The 19,113-nt window shown below is 62.0% G+C and carries 17 protein-coding genes; 2 read left to right on the forward strand and 15 right to left on the reverse strand.

The window, feature by feature from the left end; translation table 11 throughout:
* Positions 1 to 160 precede the first annotated feature (160 nt).
* The 8 genes from P8T11_RS08125 to P8T11_RS08160 form a co-directional block, all read right to left on the reverse strand.
* The gene (locus P8T11_RS08125) at positions 161 to 1,159 is read right to left on the reverse strand and encodes a serine hydrolase domain-containing protein (RefSeq protein ID WP_268077426.1); all 999 of its coding nucleotides are present in this window, start codon (positions 1,157 to 1,159) and stop codon (positions 161 to 163) included.
* A gap of 9 nt (positions 1,160 to 1,168) precedes the next feature.
* Positions 1,169 to 2,770, reverse strand: a complete 1,602-nt coding sequence (locus tag P8T11_RS08130) for an ABC transporter substrate-binding protein (protein ID WP_268077425.1) — start codon at positions 2,768 to 2,770, stop codon at positions 1,169 to 1,171.
* A gap of 38 nt (positions 2,771 to 2,808) precedes the next feature.
* Positions 2,809 to 4,635, reverse strand: a complete 1,827-nt coding sequence (locus P8T11_RS08135) for a prolyl oligopeptidase family serine peptidase (protein WP_268077424.1) — start codon at positions 4,633 to 4,635, stop codon at positions 2,809 to 2,811.
* 10 nt (positions 4,636 to 4,645) lie between these two features.
* Positions 4,646 to 5,410, reverse strand: a complete 765-nt coding sequence (locus tag P8T11_RS08140) for an ABC transporter ATP-binding protein (RefSeq protein WP_268077423.1) — start codon at positions 5,408 to 5,410, stop codon at positions 4,646 to 4,648.
* The gene (locus P8T11_RS08145) at positions 5,407 to 6,264 is read right to left on the reverse strand and encodes an ABC transporter ATP-binding protein (RefSeq protein WP_268077422.1); all 858 of its coding nucleotides are present in this window, start codon (positions 6,262 to 6,264) and stop codon (positions 5,407 to 5,409) included. Before P8T11_RS08145 ends, P8T11_RS08140 begins: the two co-directional genes overlap by 4 nt.
* Positions 6,265 to 6,271: 7 nt before the next feature.
* Positions 6,272 to 7,090, reverse strand: coding sequence for an ABC transporter permease (locus tag P8T11_RS08150; RefSeq protein WP_268077421.1), 819 nt, complete (start codon positions 7,088 to 7,090; stop codon positions 6,272 to 6,274).
* Between the two features lie 93 nt (positions 7,091 to 7,183).
* Entirely contained in the window at positions 7,184 to 8,257 is a 1,074-nt protein-coding gene (locus tag P8T11_RS08155; protein ID WP_268077420.1) for an ABC transporter permease, read from the reverse strand.
* Between the two features lie 356 nt (positions 8,258 to 8,613).
* Positions 8,614 to 9,504 carry a LysR family transcriptional regulator gene (locus P8T11_RS08160; protein WP_268077419.1) on the reverse strand — a complete coding sequence of 297 codons (891 nt, stop codon included), beginning with the start codon at positions 9,502 to 9,504 and terminating at the stop codon, positions 8,614 to 8,616.
* Between the two features lie 237 nt (positions 9,505 to 9,741).
* Between P8T11_RS08160 and P8T11_RS08165 the strand changes: the two genes are divergently transcribed.
* Both P8T11_RS08165 and P8T11_RS08170 read left to right on the forward strand, forming a co-directional pair.
* Positions 9,742 to 11,262: a M81 family metallopeptidase gene (locus P8T11_RS08165; RefSeq protein WP_268077418.1), complete on the forward strand. Its 1,521-nt coding sequence runs from the start codon at positions 9,742 to 9,744 to the stop codon at positions 11,260 to 11,262.
* A gap of 325 nt (positions 11,263 to 11,587) precedes the next feature.
* The gene (locus P8T11_RS08170; protein WP_268077417.1) at positions 11,588 to 13,678 is read left to right on the forward strand and encodes a TonB-dependent siderophore receptor; all 2,091 of its coding nucleotides are present in this window, start codon (positions 11,588 to 11,590) and stop codon (positions 13,676 to 13,678) included.
* 60 nt (positions 13,679 to 13,738) lie between these two features.
* Here P8T11_RS08170 and P8T11_RS08175 read toward each other — a convergent pair whose 3' ends face one another.
* The 7 genes from P8T11_RS08175 to P8T11_RS08205 all read right to left on the reverse strand — a co-directional run bounded on the left by P8T11_RS08175 (position 13,739) and on the right by P8T11_RS08205 (position 19,011).
* Positions 13,739 to 14,533, reverse strand: coding sequence for an SDR family NAD(P)-dependent oxidoreductase (locus P8T11_RS08175; RefSeq protein WP_268077416.1), 795 nt, complete (start codon positions 14,531 to 14,533; stop codon positions 13,739 to 13,741).
* Positions 14,534 to 14,551: 18 nt separating this feature from the next.
* Positions 14,552 to 15,058, reverse strand: a complete 507-nt coding sequence (locus tag P8T11_RS08180; RefSeq protein ID WP_050445352.1) for a 2,4'-dihydroxyacetophenone dioxygenase family protein — start codon at positions 15,056 to 15,058, stop codon at positions 14,552 to 14,554.
* Positions 15,059 to 15,083: 25 nt separating this feature from the next.
* Positions 15,084 to 16,112, reverse strand: a complete 1,029-nt coding sequence (locus P8T11_RS08185; RefSeq protein ID WP_268077415.1) for a LacI family DNA-binding transcriptional regulator — start codon at positions 16,110 to 16,112, stop codon at positions 15,084 to 15,086.
* Between the two features lie 60 nt (positions 16,113 to 16,172).
* Positions 16,173 to 16,703 carry a VOC family protein gene (locus P8T11_RS08190; RefSeq protein ID WP_268077413.1) on the reverse strand — a complete coding sequence of 177 codons (531 nt, stop codon included), beginning with the start codon at positions 16,701 to 16,703 and terminating at the stop codon, positions 16,173 to 16,175.
* A 9-nt stretch (positions 16,704 to 16,712) separates the two neighbouring features.
* Entirely contained in the window at positions 16,713 to 17,477 is a 765-nt protein-coding gene (locus tag P8T11_RS08195) for an SDR family NAD(P)-dependent oxidoreductase (protein WP_268077412.1), read from the reverse strand.
* A 60-nt stretch (positions 17,478 to 17,537) separates the two neighbouring features.
* Positions 17,538 to 18,497 carry a Bug family tripartite tricarboxylate transporter substrate binding protein gene (locus P8T11_RS08200; protein WP_268077411.1) on the reverse strand — a complete coding sequence of 320 codons (960 nt, stop codon included), beginning with the start codon at positions 18,495 to 18,497 and terminating at the stop codon, positions 17,538 to 17,540.
* Between the two features lie 73 nt (positions 18,498 to 18,570).
* Entirely contained in the window at positions 18,571 to 19,011 is a 441-nt protein-coding gene (locus tag P8T11_RS08205; protein WP_268077410.1) for a nuclear transport factor 2 family protein, read from the reverse strand.
* Positions 19,012 to 19,113: the final 102 nt, after the last annotated feature.

A 19,113-nucleotide genomic window follows, 5' to 3' on the forward strand; every position in this document is an offset into this window, starting at 1 on the left:
TTCCATCACCGAATGAACGGTTTCATCCGCCTCGGGATGCCGCAGGCAAGGTCATTCGTGTCGCTGCTGCGGGAAAGCCTACAGGGCTGGGCCTTCCGTTAGCACGCGAGGCAGGCCGTGAGGCATGGCATGGCTTGCGAACACGCACGCCATGCAGGCATCACGCACAAGCGGCGGCGAATATCGCTTTCATCAGCCTGCCGACAGCCGGCTTGCTGATCGCGCGCCCCTTGATGTCGGTATCCACCCGGTGAATCACCACCATGTCGAGTTCTGGCACCACCATGCAGTAATGGCCGCCTGCCCCCATGGCGGCATAGCTGCCCTTGGGGGTGACGCAGCCCGGCAGGAAGACGCCGTCGCGCTCCAGCCACCACATGTAGCCATAGGCGCCCTGCTGGCCCGCGTGCGAATAAGGCATGACGTTTTCTTCGGCCCAGCCTTCGGGCAGCACCTGCTTGCCGGACCAGCGTCCGTTCTGCAGGAAGAGCTGTCCGAAGCGCGCCAGGTCCCGCGACGATACGCGGAAGGGATAGGCGTGGTGGCGGCTTTCCTCGAAAGTCTCGAGCCAGGCGTCTGGTTTCTCGCCTTCCAGGCTGAAATCTTCCATGCCCACGCGGCTGGCGATACGCTCCGAGAAGGCCTGCGCGACGGATTTTCCCGTCTGTTGGACAAAGATCGTGCCCAGGGCGTTGAAGTCCCAGTTGTTGTAGCACCAGAAGGTGCCGGGCGCGTGCGAATGGCGCTTTTCCTTGATCATCTTCATCCATTCGGTTTCATAACCGGCGGGATGGAAGATGCCCGAGCGCGCGGTAAGCAGGTCATGCACGTCCGCGCGTTTCTCGATGACGGACAGGCCTTCGTTGTCGTCGATGCCCAGCTCTTCCAGCGTGGCTTCCAGCCGGATGGCGCCGGACGCGATGTCTTCGCCCATCATGGCCGCCAGGAATGATTTGCGCATCGAATGGCACAGGTACTTGTGCGTGATGTCGCCCCAGGACCAGACGATTTTTCCGCCCTGGACGATCAGCAGGCAATCGGTCTCTTGCGTTTCGCAGAGGGTCTGTACGGCATCCAGACCGCCAGCCTTCCAGCCTGCCGCGATGGGGTCGGCGGTTTGCCAGGCACCCTCGGGATTGGTGCAATCAAGTTGAGTCATGTCAAAGCCTTATTTGGTGGCATCGCCGTAGTAGACGCGGAAGCCGTTCCATTTCCAGTTGTGCACCGTCTTCAGCATGGCGGCGTTGTGCTGGATCTGCATGATGTAGGCCATCGGCCCCTTTTGCATGATGTCGCGCTGCAAGTCTTGGTACATCTGCTGGCGCTTGGCAGGGTCGCGCTCGAAGAGCGCCGCGTCGACTCGCTTGTTCATTTCTTCGCTGTAGTAAGACGAACGCCAGCTGGGATACTGCGTAAGCTTGGCCTCAAGCGCGTTGTCGGGGTTGGCGACAAAGCGCGATGCCATGCTGTTCGAGTCCGCGACCGACGCCTTGAAGCCCAGCAGCGCGCCTTGAAAGTCGCGTGCGCGGGTCTTGGCATAGAGCTGGGCGTTGGCCATTCTTTCGATGCTCATCGTGATGCCTGCCTTGGCCGCGGCTTGCTGCAAGGTCTGTGCGATCGGGTCGGCATAAGGGTCCGAACCGACGATCACCTTGAAGCTGAAGCCGTTCGGGTACCCCGCCTCGGCCAGCAGTTGCTTGGCTTTTTCGATGTCCAGCTTGAAAGGCTGGCCTTCTTTCTCGTCGAGCGCACCGAAGGCGCCAAGCTGTACAAAGCTTGCGCGGGGCACGCCGATGTCCTTCATCACACTGGACGCAAGGCCCTGGTAATCGATCAGGTAGCGCATCGCCAGACGCACTTTCTCTTTGGCGAAGATCGGGTCCGACAGACTCATGCCCAGGTAGTACATCGTCGGCTGTAGCGAGCTGGATACCTGGAGCTTGTCGTTCGACGCGATGGCTTTCAGATCGTTGGGATTCAGGTTGCGGGCGACGTCGATGTCGCCTTTCTCCAGCAAGAGGCGCTGTGTGCCGGCCTCGGCCACGTGGCGGATGATGATCCGCTTGAGCTTGTGAGCGGACGGACCGTTGTAGTGGTCGTTGGCCTGCAGGACCACGGATTCGCCCTGGTTCCAGCGCACAAGGCTGTAGGGGCCGACGCAAGACGTGTTCGAATTCAGCCAGCCGTTGCCCATGTCGTCACCCTTGGCGTGGGATTCGACCACCTTGCGGTTGAGCATATAGGCCACCCGGCTTTCAGCGACGGAACCCACGACGAGGTCCACCGGATAGGGCCTGTCAAGCTTGAGCACGATGGTCTTGTCATCGGGCGCCGTGATGGTTTGCGCCATGTTCTGCTTGTCGAAGCCGAACTCGGTCAGCGTCGAGGCATTGCCGAAGCCTTGGGACAGCACACGGTGCATCGACCAGACCAGGTCGCCTGCCTTTGCGGGGCTGCCGTCTGGAAAGACAATGTTGTCCTGCAGGTGGAACGTGATGGTCTTGCCGTCTTCAGAGGCATTCCATTTTTTGGCCAGGGCCGGAATGTACTTCGACGGATTCTGTGGGTCGGATGCCACCAGCGCGTCACAGACGTTCGCCAGGATCTCGGAGGTAAGCGCTTCGGCCACCTGGGCGGGATCGAAGGTCGAGATCGCATCGATATTGTTGGCAATGACCAGCGCGTTGCCGGGGGTGGCGCCCACGGCTGGCAGAGCGAATGCGCTCAGCGTAGACAGCAGGGCAATATTGCGTTTGACAGCGTTTTTCACGGTTTCAACTCCTGAGCAAAAAGGGATGACTGCTGCGGTTAAAGGGTGCGGGCCAGCCATGCGGCGACCTTGCCGTAGGCTTGCGTCTTGCTGCTGATGCGCGAGAATCCGTGGCCTTCGTGTTGCACGCGCAGGATTTCGACCGGATGGCCGAAACCCCTTAGACGCGAGTACACCTGTTCGCCCTGCTCCGGCGGCACGCGCGGATCGTCGGTGCAATGCACGACCAGCAAGGGCGCGGTCACCTTGCGCAGCGCGTGGACGGGCGAAATGCTTGCCAGAAAGTCGGCATCGCGTACCGGGTCGCCGTATTCGGCGGCGCGCATCGCCCGCCGCCAGGGGCCGGTCGTTTCCATCAGCGTGGTGAAGTTGGAAATGCCGTAGATATCGACGCCGGTCCGCCACAGTTCCGGTGCCGTGGTCAGCGCCGCCAGCACCATGAATCCACCATAGGATTGGCCCATCACGCCCAGCCGGGAGGCGTCCACGTCGGGCCACGCGGCGACGGCGCGGGCAAGCGCCAGCAGGTCGCTCACCGCGTCCATGCGTTTGCCCAGGTCATCCGCCTGGTGATACGGACGTCCGTAGCCCGTGGATCCGCGCACATTCGGGGCGATGACCATGATTCCGCGCGACAGATAATGCTGCAACTCGGCGCGGAAGGTCGGCAGCCATTGCATCTCTGGTCCGCCATGAACGATGAAGAGCACGGGCCAGCCTGCCGCGGGCTTTTCGCCTCGCGGCGGGTACACCTGATAAGGCACCTCGGTGCCGTCAAAACTGGCCAGCCGCGCAGGCTGCGGCATGGCCAGCGAGCGCAGGTCCACCTTGCCCGGCACCGGTGGCGTCACGCGGATCCAACGGCCGGTTGCCGGGTTGCAGCGCCAGATGGCGGCGGGTTGCACCGGGCTCTCGAGCGTGGCCAGAAGATCGCCATCCGGGGCGCAAACCAGAGAGGTCGCCACGCCTGGAAACGGCAGCGTGATCTGGCGTGGCTCGAGCGCGGAGCATCCGGTCAGCATCAGGTTTGTGTAGCCGTCCTGATTGACGGCCAACGCCATACCGTCATGGTCAGGCGTCAGCGCGAAGGCGTCGATGTCGTGCCCTTCAACCGAGGCCAGCGTGCTGACGCGCTGCTCCGCGAAATCCAGCCAGAACACCGCATGGAAGTCGCGGCCCAGATCGCACAGCACGAAGGCTCCGGTTCCGTTCTTGTGCAGCCTGACCGAACGGAACATCGTGCGCCCCACTTGCGGCAGGAATGGCCGGACCTCCCCGGTTTGCAGCGACAACAGCAGCAGGTCCTGGTCGGCGGTTCCACGGGTCGAGTCGCGCAGGATCAGGCTGCCGCCGTCCGGCGTCCAGGCCAGCACCTCCTGGAAGCCGGTGCCCTTGCGGACCCTCTCGGTTTGCCGGGTGGCCAGGTCCATGACCATGACATCCATCAGATAGGGGTCCCGGTCATTGGCCGTCCAGGCGATCTGGGTGCCGCAGGGTTTCCAGGCGCCCCACTTGTGGACTACCCCAGGCGCCGAGGTCAGCGGATACGCCCGCCCCGATGCCTCCGGCAGCAGCCAGAGCTGGAAGCGCTCATCCATCCCGACGTCGGTGGTGAACAGCAAGTCGCGGCTTTTTGGCGAGAACGCGATCTGGTCCACCCGTTCCGGCAGATCGCTGACCTGGCGCATGTTCCCGCCATCCGGGTCGCAGAACCAGATCTGGGGCAGGCCCGAGCGGTTTGAAATACAGGCGATTAGCCCGCCATCGGGCGCAAGCGCCTGGGACCGGGTTTCGCGCAGATCGATCAGGTCTTCAATGGGAATGCCCGTGCCGGCATCGGTTTGCTTAGTGCAGAAGTCGGTCATGGCGCCCTGCCTAGCTGCGGGCCAGCGCGGGTACGCTGGCCGCCAGAAATTCCCTGGTGTAGTCGGCCGTCATCCGGCCGGCGCGAAGGTCGTCGCCCGTCAGCTCTTCCAGAATCCGGCCGTGCTGCATGATGGCGACGCGGTCGCACATGTGCGCGACCACGGCCAGGTCATGGCTGACCATCAGATAGGTCAGCCCTAGCTCGCGCCGCAGCCGGGTCAGCAGATTCAGGATCTCGGCCTGCACCGAGACATCAAGCGCCGAGGTCGGCTCGTCCAGCAGCAGCAGATTCGGTTCAACGATCAAGGCCCGCGCAATGGCGACCCGCTGGCGCTGGCCGCCCGAGAGCTCGTGCGGATACCGGAACTTGAATTGCGGCCCCAGGCCCACATTGCCCAGCACCTCGTCGATGCGGCGCTCCACATTGCCCAGGCCCATCAGCTTGACGGGTTCGGCCAACACATTACGCACCATCTTGTAGGGGTGCAGCGACCCGTAGGGGTCCTGGAAGACCATCTGCATGACGCGATAGTGTTCGCGCTTTCGCGCGCGCGGGAGTTCTCGCCCGGCGTGCAGAATGCGCCCCTCGTAGTTCGGGTTCAGCCCGGCGACGGTCCTGAGTATGGTCGACTTGCCGCAGCCTGACTCGCCGATCAAGCCGTAGGACTCGCCTCTTGCGATGCGGAAATCCGTTTCGTGAACCACGGTGATAGCAGCGGGACCCAGTCCGTAGGAAATCTCCAGGTTCGCCGCCTCAAGCAAGATATCGTTCATGGCATGCCCCTCAGCGTTTCGGTAAGCCAGGCGGGATCACGGCGCAGCACCGGCAGCTCATTGCAGGGTTTGTCCAGCCGCGGCAGGCTGTCCAGCAGCCCGCGGGTGTAGGGATGCCTGGCCTTGCCCAGGTCTTTCGCGGGCAGGTCTTCCAGCACCCTCCCCGCATACATCACCAGCACCCGGTCGCAGAAATCCGCGACCAGGTTCAGGTCGTGGCTGATAAAGATCAGGCTGGCCCCGGTGCGGTCCACAAGCTCATCAAGCACGTTCAGGACCTGCCGGCGCACCGTGACGTCCAGCGCCGAGGTCGGCTCGTCGGCAATGATCACCTTGGGTTCCGGAATCAGCATCATGGCGATCATGATCCGCTGCCCCATGCCGCCGGACACCTCATGCGGCAATACGCCGTAGACCCGTTTCGGGTCGCGGATGTGCACGCTGTCCAGCATCGCCAATGCCCTTTCGCGGGCCTCGGCCCTCGAGGTCTTGTGGTGGGTCAGGTAGGCTTCCGCGATCTGGTCCCCCACCTTCATCAGCGGGTTCAGCGAGAACTTCGGATCCTGCAGAATCATCGCGATGTCGCGACCGCGTATGGCGCACATCTGCTTCTCGGAGGCCTGCAGCAGGTCCACATCGCCAAAGCTCATGCGGTCCGCGGTCACCTTGGCGGTATTGGCGGAAAGCCGCATGATGGCGCGGCCGGTCTGGCTCTTGCCCGAGCCGGATTCGCCCACGATGCCCAGCTTTTCATGACCCAGGTCGAAATTAACGCCGCGCACGGCGTGGGTCGTGCGCAGCACGCCCTTGAAATGGATATTGAGATTACGGACGGAGATGATGGGATTCGTCACGGTGTCCTCACTCCTGGCGCGGGTTGAGCACGTCGCGCAAGCCGTCGCCGACAAGATTGAACGCGATGGATGTCAGCAGGATCATGATCCCGGGCGCGGCGGCGATGTGGCCATTGGAAAGAATGAATTGGCGGGCGGAGGAAAGCATGGCGCCCCATTCCGGCGAGGGAGGCTGCGCCCCCAGCCCCAGGAACCCAAGGCCGGCCGCCGACAGGATGATCGACGTGATGTTGAGCGTCAGCCGCACGATCACCGACGGAATGCAGGTGGGCACGATGTGATGCAGCAGGATATGCCAGGACGACGCTCCCTGCAGCCGCACAGCGGCGATGTAGTCGGCCTTGCGTATCATCATCGTCTCGGTCCGCGCCAGCCGCGCAATCGGCGGCCACGACGCCAGCGAGATCGCGATGATCGCGTTCTCGATGCTGGGGCCCAGCGCCGCCACGAACGCCAGCGCAAGAATCAGTGAAGGCAATGCCAGAAAGATGTCGGTGATGCGCATCAGGATCATGTCGATCCAACCGCCGAAGTAACCCGACATCACGCCGACCACCAAGCCGATGGGCGCGGAGATCAGCGCGGTGAGGCAGGCGATGTAGAGCGTGATGCGCCCGCCATAGAGCAGTCGCGAGTAGATGTCCCGGCCCAGTTCATCGGTGCCGAGCCAATGCGCCGCGGAAGGCATGGCCAAGCGGTTCGCCAGGTCCTGCGCGGTGTAGTCGTGCGTAGCCAGCCAGGGCGCGAAGATCGCTGCCGAGAAGATAAGAACCAGCAGCACAAGTCCGATCATCGCGGACGTGTTCCGGCGCATCTTCAAGGCCATCACCTTGAGCTGCTGCGCGCGGGCCTCGCGCGTGGTGGCTGCCCCGTGCACCGAAGCCGGCGCAAGCGTCGTGTTTTCTAGCATGCAGTGTCCTTAGCGGGTGCGCGGATCAAGCGTCCAGTACAGCAGGTCGCAGATGAGGTTGAGCGTCACGAAAATCACGCCTATCAGCAGCGTGCAAGCAACGACGGAATTCATATCACCCGCGAGCAGCGAGTTCGTCAGGTAGCGGCCAAAGCCCGGCCAGGCGAACACCGTTTCCGTCAGCACCGCACCCTCCAGCAGGAAGGCATAAGACAGCGCGACGACGGTGATGACCTGGATGGCAATGTTGCGGAATACATGCACCCAGATCACTCGCCATTTGCTGAGCCCCTTGGTGCGGGCGGTGATCACGTATTCCTGCTCAAGCTGTTCGATCATGAACGAGCGCGTCATGCGGCTGATGTACGCCATCGAGCCAAGGCCAAGAATCGACGCGGGCAGGATGAGGTGCGAAAACACGTTGCGGAACACTTCCATGTTTCCGGACAGGAGCGAGTCGACCAGGAAGAATCCCGTCACCGGATCCAGATCGAATTCGTAGGCCATATCGATACGGCCCGGGCCGCCGACCCAGCCCAGCGTGGAATAGAACAGGACCAGGCCCATCAGTCCCAGCCAGAAGTTCGGTGCGGAGTACGTCACCAGCGACATCACGCGCGCGGCGTGATCGACCCAGCTGTTGCGGTAGACGGCGGCGGCCACTCCCAGCGGCACGCCCAGACAGGTGCCGATCAGCATGGCGACGGTGGCAAGCTCGATGGTTGCCGGAAAGGTGCGCGCGATCTCGACGCTGACCGGGCGGCCCGACAGCAGCGCATTGCCGAAATCGAAATGCAAGATGTTCCACAGGTAGTTTCCGAACTGGACGATGAGCGGCTGGTCCAGGCCCATCTGCACATACATCCGGTCGTAGGCTTCCTTGGTGGCGTTGTCGCCCAGCACGGCAAGAATCGGGTCCAGCGGCAGCAGTCTTCCTATGAAGAAAGTCAGCGCCGCCAGGCCGACCAGCGTTACGGCCATGGACCCGAGCCGGGCGAGAATCGCGGCGGCTTTCGGGGATAGCAGGGTGTTGCGCCGACGGCGCGCGGCTGCCGCGCCTGAGGCAGGAGATGCCACATTCATATCGAAACCTCATTGCAATAGATGCGGGACGAAAACGGAGCCAGATCGTCGACAAGGTGATGGATGGCGGCGACGCGCGCGCGTCGACGCACGGCCGCCACACCGCGGTGTGCGTGCCCTTGTCTAGTCGGATTTTGAGCGTTGCCCCGAACGCAAGGGGCATGGACGATATGGCAATGAGATGAGTACTGAAGGGGCAGGCGGGTCGATATTTCAAAAATAGCCGTGACGTAATCCCAGGCGGGATTCGTGCCCATACGCATACATTCCCCAAATACAATCGACGACGTGAGACCGTCGTGCGTCAGTTCTTTTTTTTAGAATGGCGCAAACATGGGGTTTTGTCCAGGGCCGCTTTAGGGGCTTGCCATCTGGATGAGCAACTCTGCAAATGCCTCGACAGAGCGAGGCAGTTGCCTGCCCTGCATGGTGTAGATCTGCACCATACGATCGTAGATATCCGAATCCGTCAGCGGAATGGCAACGACGTCGCCGCGTTCCACGGCAAACCACACCGCAAGCTTGCCCGCCAGGGTGATCGCCTGGAAGTCGCGGATGTAATGCTGCAGCGCGCCCGAATAGTCGGAAATGAAGACGTAGTTCAGCTCGATGCGCGCGCGCATGCAGCAGTAGTCGACCAGGGTACGGGTGCTGCTGTCCGCGCCCGACATGACCACGTCGTGGGCGGCGATGTCCTGCAGCGACAGGATCTCGCGGTTGGCGAGCGGATGTGTTGGGGACATCACCGCGTACAGTGGGGCGCTCTTGGAAAAAATGACGTCCACGCCATCGGTGGGCAGCATGCTGTAGGCCATGCCGAGATCCACCTCGCCCAGCATGACCACCTTGCGCACCTCGGTGCGCCTGACGAGGCGCATGTCGAAGGTCACCTCCGGCGATATCTTGCGGAATTCGCCGATGGCGTGCGGGATCAGTTCCCGCCCGAAACCCTCGTTGGCGGCGATGCGGATGGTGGACCTGCCCAGGCGCGACCTGGCCGAGATTTCCTCGCTGACGCGTTCGGATTCAAGAATGGCCCGGCGCGCATAGACCGCAAGCAGCTCCCCGGTTTCAGTCAGGCGCATGCCGCGCGCATTGCGCTCGAACAGCGCGGTGCCGTGCTTCTGTTCCAGGCTTTGTATCTGCCTGCTGACCGCTGAAGGAGCGACGTGCAGAATTTCGGCAGCCGATGTGACCGAGCCGCAATTGGCAACTTGAAGAAAATATCGAAGGGCCGAGCTGATCATGGGAACTGGTGTGATCCATTGCGGCCCGCATCCGATATACACGAGCGCGGGCGGGTAAAAAGACGAATGTGAGAACCTCGAGAACGACCTGCAAAACAGGCTTGGATTTTATCTTGCCAGGCCGCGACACGGGAGCTTTCAATTATTCGCAATGGCCCTTCGACAATCGGTAATGGACCGCCGCTGCCCGGTGCGCGAGACTGACGGCCATCTCAATACCACCAGACCGCTCCCTTCATGGACCTTGAAAAGAAAATCCGCGTCGCCGTGCTGCATTTCATGCACGAGACCGTTACCTTCCTGAGCAACGACACCACGCTTGCAGACTTCGTCTATGAAGGCTCGCCCGCCCGAGGCGAAGACCTGCTGACCGGCGACACGCGCGGTTATATCGGGGGATTCGTGAAAGTGGCGCGCGAGTACCCCAACGTGGAAGTGGTGGGCATCGAGTCACCGCTGTTTCCCAAGACAGGCACCGGATCGGGCTGGGTTACCCATGAAGCCTTCGAACACTTCGTGGGCATCATGATCCGCGAACTGCGCGAGCAAGGCCCGTTCGACGGCGTCTATCTGGCCGTGCATGGTGCGATGGCGGTGCGCGGCATTGCGCGCCCCGAGGCCGAGCTCGCGCGGCGCGTACGCGAAGTGATCGGTTCGGACGCCTTTATTTCGGCGACGTTCGATCCTCATGCCAACGAGGACGAGGCCTTCCTGAAGTCCGCCGACATGGCGTTCTCGGTCAAGTACTTTCCCCACTACGACTGCCACCTGCAGGGCCAGCGCGCCGCGCGGATGCTGGTGCGCGCCATACGCGGCGATTTCAAGCCGGCCAGCTTTCAGCGCAAGGTGCCCATCATTTCAGCCACCGTGCTGCAATGGACCGGCGCTTCACCATGGATGGACATGATTCAACGTGCCCTCGTCTGGGAGGCTCGCGAACCGGATCTCTTCGTCAACGTGCTGTTCGGCTTTCCGTGGGCAGACGTGCCGGACACCGGCATGACCGTCCAGGCGCTCAGCAACGGCAACCCCGAACTGGCGCGCAAGGTGGTCGACGATATGTGCGACTGGATCTGGCGCCGGCGCGATGATCTGCTCAACACGACGAAAATTCTGTCCATCGCCAACGGCGTGAAGCAGGCAAAGGAGCTTGCCACCGAAGGACGCAAGCCTGTTGTGCTGGCCGATCATAGCGACCGTTCGGGTTATGCCACCTGGATCCTTGCGCAAGTGCTGGCACAAAACCTGTCGCGCACCTTGATCGCCACGATCGCGGACGAGCAAGCCATCCAGACGCTGCAGGAAGCCGGTGTGCAAGTCGGGCAGGATTTCGACATGGCGGTGGGCGGACGCGTGGATCCCTCCTCGGGCGAGCCGGTGCGCATCATCGGCAAAATCGTTCATGTCGGCGAGAAAGGCGCTGGCCAGGACCGCTACCTGAACAACGTGAATATCGCGTTTGGCGATGGAAACCTGCTGGTGCTCAGCCGCTATCTAGTGCAGGCCAAGGAGCTGGAAGAGATCAAGCAACTGCACGCCGACCCGCAAGACTTTGACATCCTGGCCATCAAATCGCGCGTGCACTTTCGGCGCGGCTTTGACGACAGCGGTTTCGCCCAAGCCATTCTTGTGGTCGAGCCCGACGAGCCCTTTTTAGGAACGGTGCGCCTGGACGGTCTGAAGTACGAAAACGTCGACCTTCGGAACTTCTATCCGTATGGATCGCCCGAGTGGCCGAAGGCAGCGCCAGACCAGTGAACTTCACGATTTCAACGCGCAAGGCCTTGAAATCGCCCCCTTGTTGTTAACCCGGATCGCCGATACCCGTGCGAGAGCATGGCAAAGGCGCAGGCAGGCGGCTTGCGTCTTCGGCACCTCAAGCTCGATAGCTTGCGTTGGGTCCGCTCTCCACCTCTACATGCCGCAGCACCCGTCTTGCCGATCCGGCGCACAGACATTAATATTAATGCGTTTTATTATCATTCAATAATTTAAAGCGCCGCTTTCGGGCAGCCCTCAGGTGCATGGCGTTGCGCCTCACAGCCACCGCAAAGCCCCCTCTTCCAGCCGCCCTCCCCCCTTGATGTCGCCCCTTCACGCACCCGCCCTATTCGCCGGCCTGGCATTACTTGCCCCCGGCGCGCTACACGCACAGTCTCCAGACGTCGTCCAACTCCCCTCGGTCCGCGTCACCGCGGATCCAGAAGCCGACGACAGTTTCAATCCCGTCCAGCCGCCCTCCGTCAACAAATCCTCCGTGCCGCTGTCACAGACGCCACAGTCAATCACCGTGGTCCCACGGGCGGTACTCGACAGCCAACAAGCGCAAACCCTGGCCGACGCCTTGCACAATGTGCCGGGCGTGGTGGCCAATCAGTTTGGGCGGCGGGGGTGGGATGACCTGATCATCCGTGGGCAAGTCGCTTCCGACTCTTTGTTCCTGGACGGCCTGCGTACGGCGGCATCCAACCGTGTGGCCGAGCAGTTGTTTGGGCTTGAACAAGTGGAAGTGCTGAAGGGCCCGGCTTCTCTGCTTTACGGTCTGGTGCTGCCCGGCGGCCTGGTCAACATGGTCAGCAAGCGACCGCAGCCCGAGGCATTTGCCAACGCCGAAACCACAATCGGCAGCCACGATTTCTATCAGGGCACCCTGGACATGGGCACCCCGCTGTCAGAGAACGGCAAGGCCGCTTTCCGCTTGAACGCGCTGGCGATGAACTCGCATGACGCCACCGACTACGTGTGGTTCAAGAATCGATGGATTGCGCCTTCTCTGTCGTTGGACCTTGGAACGCGAACGGACTTCACCATCCTTACCAGCTATCAGGAACGCCGTTATGTGCGGCAGCAAGGCTTGCCGGTGATAGGGTCCGTGCTTCAAAACCCGAATGGCAGCATCCCTCGTGATCGCTTCATCGGCGAGCCGGATCAGGACCCGTATCGCGGATTCCAGAGCCGGGTGGGCTATGCCCTGACGCATCGTTTTGACAATGGCTGGACGGTCAACCAGAACCTGCGCTGGCAGGAATTCACGCTTGACGGCCAACTCGTGGCGGCCGGCACGCTTGCCGCAGGGGGCCGCAGCCTGAGGCGTACCGCCACCAACCAGCATTGGGATGGCGATACGTTCTCGATGGACACGAATGCGCAGCGCCGCTTCGATACCGCTTGGGGCAAGCACGAGATCACGGTGGGCATCGACTACCTGCGCACGCGCGAGAATGCGCTGCAAAAAAATTGCTCCGTCGGTGCGTTGGACATGTACGACCCGGTTTACGGAAGCCCGATCACCTGCCCCACGAATCCGCGCACCGACAGTCAAAGCACCGTGCGTTCCCTAGGCTTTTACTTTCGTGACCAGATCCAGCTTGGCGAGCGTTGGCGCCTGATTGCCGGCCTGCGGCGTGATGATGCCGCCAGCTATTCCACGGACAGGCTGACCGGCAACCGCCAGGACAACCCGGCACAGAAGACCACCGGTTCTGGCGCAATCATGTATGAAATTGCCCCAGGGATACGCCCCTACATCAGCTACGCCACCTCGTTCTATCCCAACGTAGGCACCGACGCCAACGGCCAGGGCTTTGAACCCGAGACCGGCCGCCAATGGGAAGCCGGCGTCAAGTTTGACCTGGATGACGGCAATACCAGCCTGACGGTGGCCGCCTTTGATCTGCGGCGGCGCCAGGTGCTTCAGTCCGACCCGATCAACGACGGCTATAGCATCGCCGTCGGCGAGCAACGTACCCGAGGCGCGGAGCTTGGCTTTGTGTCGGACCTGGGCAATGGGTTGAGCCTGATGGGCGGCTACGCCTACATTGCGGCCGTCATCACGGACGACGGCGGGCAGGCGGCCTCCACCGAAGATGGCTGGCTGGACAACGTGCCGCGCCATAGTTTCAACCTGACGGCACGCTACCGCTTGCGCGGCCCGGCGCAAGGTTGGGAACTAAACGGCGGAATGCGTGGCGAAAGCCCGCGCCACGCTTATGGATACGTCATCCCGGGTTACGCGGTGGCCGACGCGGGTGTCGCCTATAACGCGGAACGTTGGCGTGCAGCGTTGACCGTGCGCAACCTGTTCGACAAGGATTACTTTGCGGGCGGCCTGCGCAATGCGGTCGCGCTGGGTGACGGCCGCACAACGATGCTTACGCTGGGATATCGGTATTGAGTGAGTTGCCAAGCGGCCGGATCTTCCGGCCGTACCCGAGACAGCCCCGCTACAGACGCGCTACAAACTCGATCCCCCATCCACCACCATCAAACACCCCGTAACGTAAGCCGCCTCATCAGACGCCAGAAACAGCGCCGCATTGGCGATGTCCCAGGGGCTGCCCTGGCGCCCCATCGGGCACCTTGCGTCCCGCGTCTTGTGCCCTGCTTCCGCCGCCTCTGCACTTGCATACAGCGCATCGGCATGCGGCGTGCGGATCATGCCGGGGATGATGCAATTGCACCGCACCTGGTCCGGGGCATACTGCCGCGCGATGACCCGCGTCATGTGATTGACGGCTGCCTTGGCGGTGCTGTACGACAGGAATTGCATCGGGCTCCATTTCAGGCTTGCCGTTGACGATACGTTGATGATGGACCCGCCACCACGCGCTTTCATCTGCGGCAGGAAGGCGCGCGCCATCGCCATGGAACCGCGCACGTTGACCGTCATGACGCGATCCCACTCGTCGTCTTGCACGGCAAGCAGGTCGCCCTGGATTTCGATGCCGACGTTGTTGTGCAGGATATCGACGCCACCGAAACGCCTCGCCACGTCTTGCGAAGCCTGCTCTATCTGCGCCGAATCCGTGACGTCCAATTCAAGCGCTTCCGCAACGCCGCCCTCCGCGCGAATCATCTCCACGGTCTCTTCTGCGGCCGCCAGGGACCGATCGGTGCAGATGACGGTTGCGCCTTCACGCGCGAACCGGATCGCACAGGCGGCTCCGTTACCCACCTGATCAGCAGCAGAAAACGAGTTTCTTAACGTGCCGGCGCCTGCTACCAGGGCCACTTTCGATGCCAAGCGCATAGCTTGAAACCTCCCCGATCAATCGCGCGTGAATTCGGCGCCGCCCTTGGGGCGGATATAGCGCGGGATCGGCAGCCCGGCCTTCTTGGCCGCGTCAAGAATCGAATCTTCGATGGCGCCCGCGTCGCGGATATTGGCGAACTGGCCGTCGATGAAGTTGATGTTGGCGCCGAACACCACCATGAAACCTTCGGCCGGCTCCGTGGCGTCCTCGGGCACCGAAAACGTATGGACCGAGCCGCCCGGTTCGTACAGATAGCTGCCGGCCTTCTGCACGTCATCCGGGTACTCCAGATAGTTCCACTGGCCCTTGGTGGTGTAGAAGTGGACGACGCCGGTATGGAAGTGCGTGGGCAGGCGCGTGCCCGGGGCGAACTTGCCGTACAGCACCCACACACCGTTCTCCCGGTCCAGAAACAAGGGAATGATCGATGAGCCCGGGGCGGCGCCTGGCACTTCAACGCCGTCTTCAATGTTGACGGTCAGCAGGCGATCTTGATGGGTGATGGTGTACGGAAGTGTCATGAGCGTTCCTGATGTTGATGAAGGGTCAAGACGGCGCCGCGGGCGCGCACGATTCGCGCAATATCAGCTGCGTCTTGATAACGATGCGATCGCCTTGGGCAGACGCCGTCTGGCGATCCAGTTGCTTTAAAACCAGTTGTGCCGCGCACGTGCCCACCGCCTCAAGATCCCAACTGAGCGAGGTGATGGCGGGGCTGAATAGCTGCGACAGATCGGTGTCGCCGATGCTGATAACGCTGATGTCGTTGGGAACCGAGTCTCCGGTATGGCGCAGGGCTTGCAGCACGCCGGACAGGATTCTTGTTCCCAGGCAGACAAATGCCGTGGGGCGGTTCGCGTGCGACAGCAGTGACATCGCCTCGGTGAACGCGAACTGCATCGCGGACCGTTCCGCCCGGATCAACGCCGGGTCGGGAACCATGCCGCGTGCGTCGAATGCCTGGCGAAAGCCCGCGATACGTTCTTTACCGGTGCGCAGGTCCGTGCCCGGCGTCAGCAGCGCAATGCGCGTATGCCCCAGGTTCAGCAGATATTGCGTTGCCTGGAACGCGCCCGCCGCATGGTCGACGTGGATACCGACGGACGAGTCTCCGAACTCACGGTCCAGCGCCACCACGGGCAGCTCTTGCGACAGCTTGTCGATGAGGTCGGCGGATTCCTTTTCGCAGGGGCCAAGAATCAAGGCATCGACGCGCCGGCCGCGAAAGATATCCACCAAGGACGCTTCGCGCCGTCTTTCGTTGTGGGTGCTTGCCACCAGCAGCGAATAGCCTTCGGCCTGTAGCGCGGTCTCCGTCGCGGTGATGATGCGCGCGTACAGCGGGTTGGCAAGGTCGGACACCAGCAGCCCGATCACGCCGGATGACTTTGTGCGCAGGCTTCTTGCCACGGCGTCCGGCCGATAGTCCAGGCTGCGTACCGCCTGTTCGACCGCCGCGATGGCGGCTTCGCTGACGCGCCCGGTTCGGTTCAGCGCGCGCGACGCCGTGCCCAGGGAAACCCCGGCTTTCTTGGCGACGTCGCGTATGGTGATTCGGGCGATTGGGTCTTTCATGATTGTGGTTTTGTCTATGCCGAAAGTGGCTAACATACACCGTCTTCGGCACTCGGCCGGCTAGGTTCGCGGGCGTATCGGCGCGGACCCATCCCACGATGCGCAAGCTGCTCTGATCTCGTCGAAATATTCGCCTTTGCCGCCTTTCATTTCCGACACTTCGATCATGCCGCTGGGCAGGTCAGGATGAACGAAGTACGCAAAGCGGCCGCGCAAGCCCATTCGGCCGCCGTGCCCTTCCTGGTAGCCGCTGCTGAGCAATCGGCCACAGAACTCATCGAAATGATCCAGCGTCCAGAACGCCACGTGCTGCGCGCACTCGCCACCGGCGCGCAAGGAATCCAGATAGAGCGACGGCGCGTCATCGCGTTGCTGGATCAACTCGATTTGCAGGTCGCCTGAATTCGCCAAGGCAATGGACAGGCGCGGCGGTTGCGATACCTGGCCGCGATATCGGAATTCGGTGGTGCCGACCTCTTCCTTGTAGAACCAAGGGCCAACGCCAAGCACGTCGGACCAGTGCTTCATGGCTTTTTCTATGTCGCGGACTACATAGCCCACTTGCCGGACGCCACCAAAAATTCTGCTCATGAATGTTCCTTAGTTCATGTGGGCGCCGCCGTTGATATCCAACGTCGTGCCGGTGATGTAGCTGGAAAGATCGCTGGCCAGGAACAGGCAGCCACCGGCCACTTCGTGCGGGCGTCCGGCCCGGCGCAGCGGCCAGCCTTGGGCGGCGTCGTCCTTGCTTTCATCCGAGCGCCCGGTGCGCGAGAAATCGGTGGTGATCAGGCCCGGGGCAATCGCATTGACCCGGATCTTGTGCTCGCCGAATTCCTTGGCCATGGCGCGGGTCATGCCTTGCACGCCCGCTTTGGCCGCACAGTAGTGCGCGCCGCCGAAGATGCCGCCGCCGTTCTGCGCCGACAGCGATGAAATCGAGATGATGCTTCCCGCCGCGCGCTGAATCATCAATGGGATGACGGCTTGGCTCAGGTTGAAGACGCCGGTCAGGTTCACCCGCAGGATGCGTTCAAAATCCGCGGGGGTGATGTCGCGAAACGTGGCCTTCTGCGTGATCGCGGCATTGTTCACCAGCACGTCGACCACGCCGCCCGACCAGGCCGCGATCTGGTCGACGGCGGCGCGGCATTGCTGGTCGCTGCCGACGTCGCAGACCAGCGCCAGCAGTTGGGTGGGCGCCGCGCCCAGGTCCGCCGCGCTTTCCTGTATTCGGGCTTCATCCAGGTCAAGCATGGCCACGCGCGCGCCATGCTCCAGAAAGAGTCTTGCGGTGGCCTTGCCTATACCCTTGGGGTGCGCGGCCCCCGAAATGACGGCAACGCGGTCTTGTAGCAGTTTCATCAAGGTCTCGTGTCAGGAAGCTTGGCCGCAAGATCACTCGCCGCCAAGATGGGGAACCGCCTACTGCGGCTTGATGCCGGCATCTTGCGCAACCGCGCGCCAGGCTTCGATGTCGGCAAGATTCGCCTTTTCATGAGCGGGTCCGGGCACGTAGTTGGCCGAGATTCCCAACCCAAGCAGCTTGGCGATCACGTCCTGCTCTTTAAGCACCTTTTCCAGGGTGCTGGACAAGCGTTCGACGATGGGCTTGGGCGTGCCGGCGGGTACGTACATGGCCCAGTTCAGGTCGCGATCAAAGTTGATGCCCTGTTCCTTGTAGCTGCGCACGTCCGGCACGCTGGGGGAACGCTTGGTACAGACGGCCAGCCCTTTCACCTTATGCTGCGTCACCATCGGGGTGGCGGTCGCCATGTCGACAAAACCAATGTCAATATGGCCGCCCATGACGTCGGTCATGATCTGCGTGGTGCCCTTGTAGGGCACGTGCTGCATCTTCAGCTTGCCCTTCTGCACCAGGATCTCGCCGCAGAAGTGGCCGGTGGAGCCCACGCCCCAGCTTGCGTATTGCACTGGATTTTTACGGGATTCCGCCAGCTTCTTGAGCCCCTCGATGTCATTCGCGGGAAAGTTGTTATTGGCAACCACCATGATGGCGGAGTTGCCGATGGCGCCCAGCGACGTGAAACTCTTGATGGGGTCGTACGGCAGTTCCTTGTAGACCAGGGGCGAAAGAATGTGCGTGGTCATGCCGCCGATCGTGATTGTGTAGCCATCCGGCGCCGCCCGGGCAACCGTCGCGATGCCGATCGTGCCTCCCGCGCCTGGCTTGTTCTCGACGATGACGGGTTGCTTCAGTTCTACCGAAAACCGCTCCGCCAAGATACGGCCCAAGGTGTCGCCACCCCCGCCGGCAGAGAACGGCAACAGCATGCGGATGGGGCGGTTCGGGTAATCATCGGCGTGCGCGACACCCAAGCCGAACACGGCAAGCATCGCGGCTGCAACGGACAGCTTTTTCATTGTTGTCTCCTGGTATTTATCTAATAGGTATTTTTATGGCTACCCGCCTCCTGAACGGGATAGCCGGGTACCGCTACAGCAACCCGAGCGAACGCAGCTTGGCGTTCTGACAGGTGTACGGACGCTCGCAAATAATCTTGGCTGAGTCGGGCGCGAATTCGAACGTCGCTGCCATGCGGACGCGAAACTTGCGCCCCGTCGGTTCGTAGGTCTTGCCATCGACCGTGAACGGCCCGGCATGCGTGCCGGACAGCCAGAACTCCACCAGGACGATGTCCGTCCCGTCGGCCGCGCCCACCGCGATGATCTCGTTCTTCAGGTCGGGAAACGATGCGCGCGACGAATGGAAGTACCCCATCACTTCGCTTTCACCGTCAAAGACGGCGCCGCTTGAGTGCATCTCGTAGCGGGGGTGCTCAAAGGTATCAATGACCTTGCCCCATTCCTGGACGCACTCCAGCGCCATGTGGTCTACGACGGTTTTTACCCGTTCAGCCTGCAACTCGGTACTCATGGAAATCCTTTTGTGGAAACGTTTCCGCAAATTATGGACGCAAGGATTACCTGAAAAAAGCTAGGGATTACGATAATTAGTGGAAACGATAACGCAGCCAGG

The sequence above is a fragment of the Achromobacter spanius genome, assembly GCF_029637605.1.
GTDB classification, from domain to species: domain Bacteria; phylum Pseudomonadota; class Gammaproteobacteria; order Burkholderiales; family Burkholderiaceae_B; genus Achromobacter; species Achromobacter spanius_E.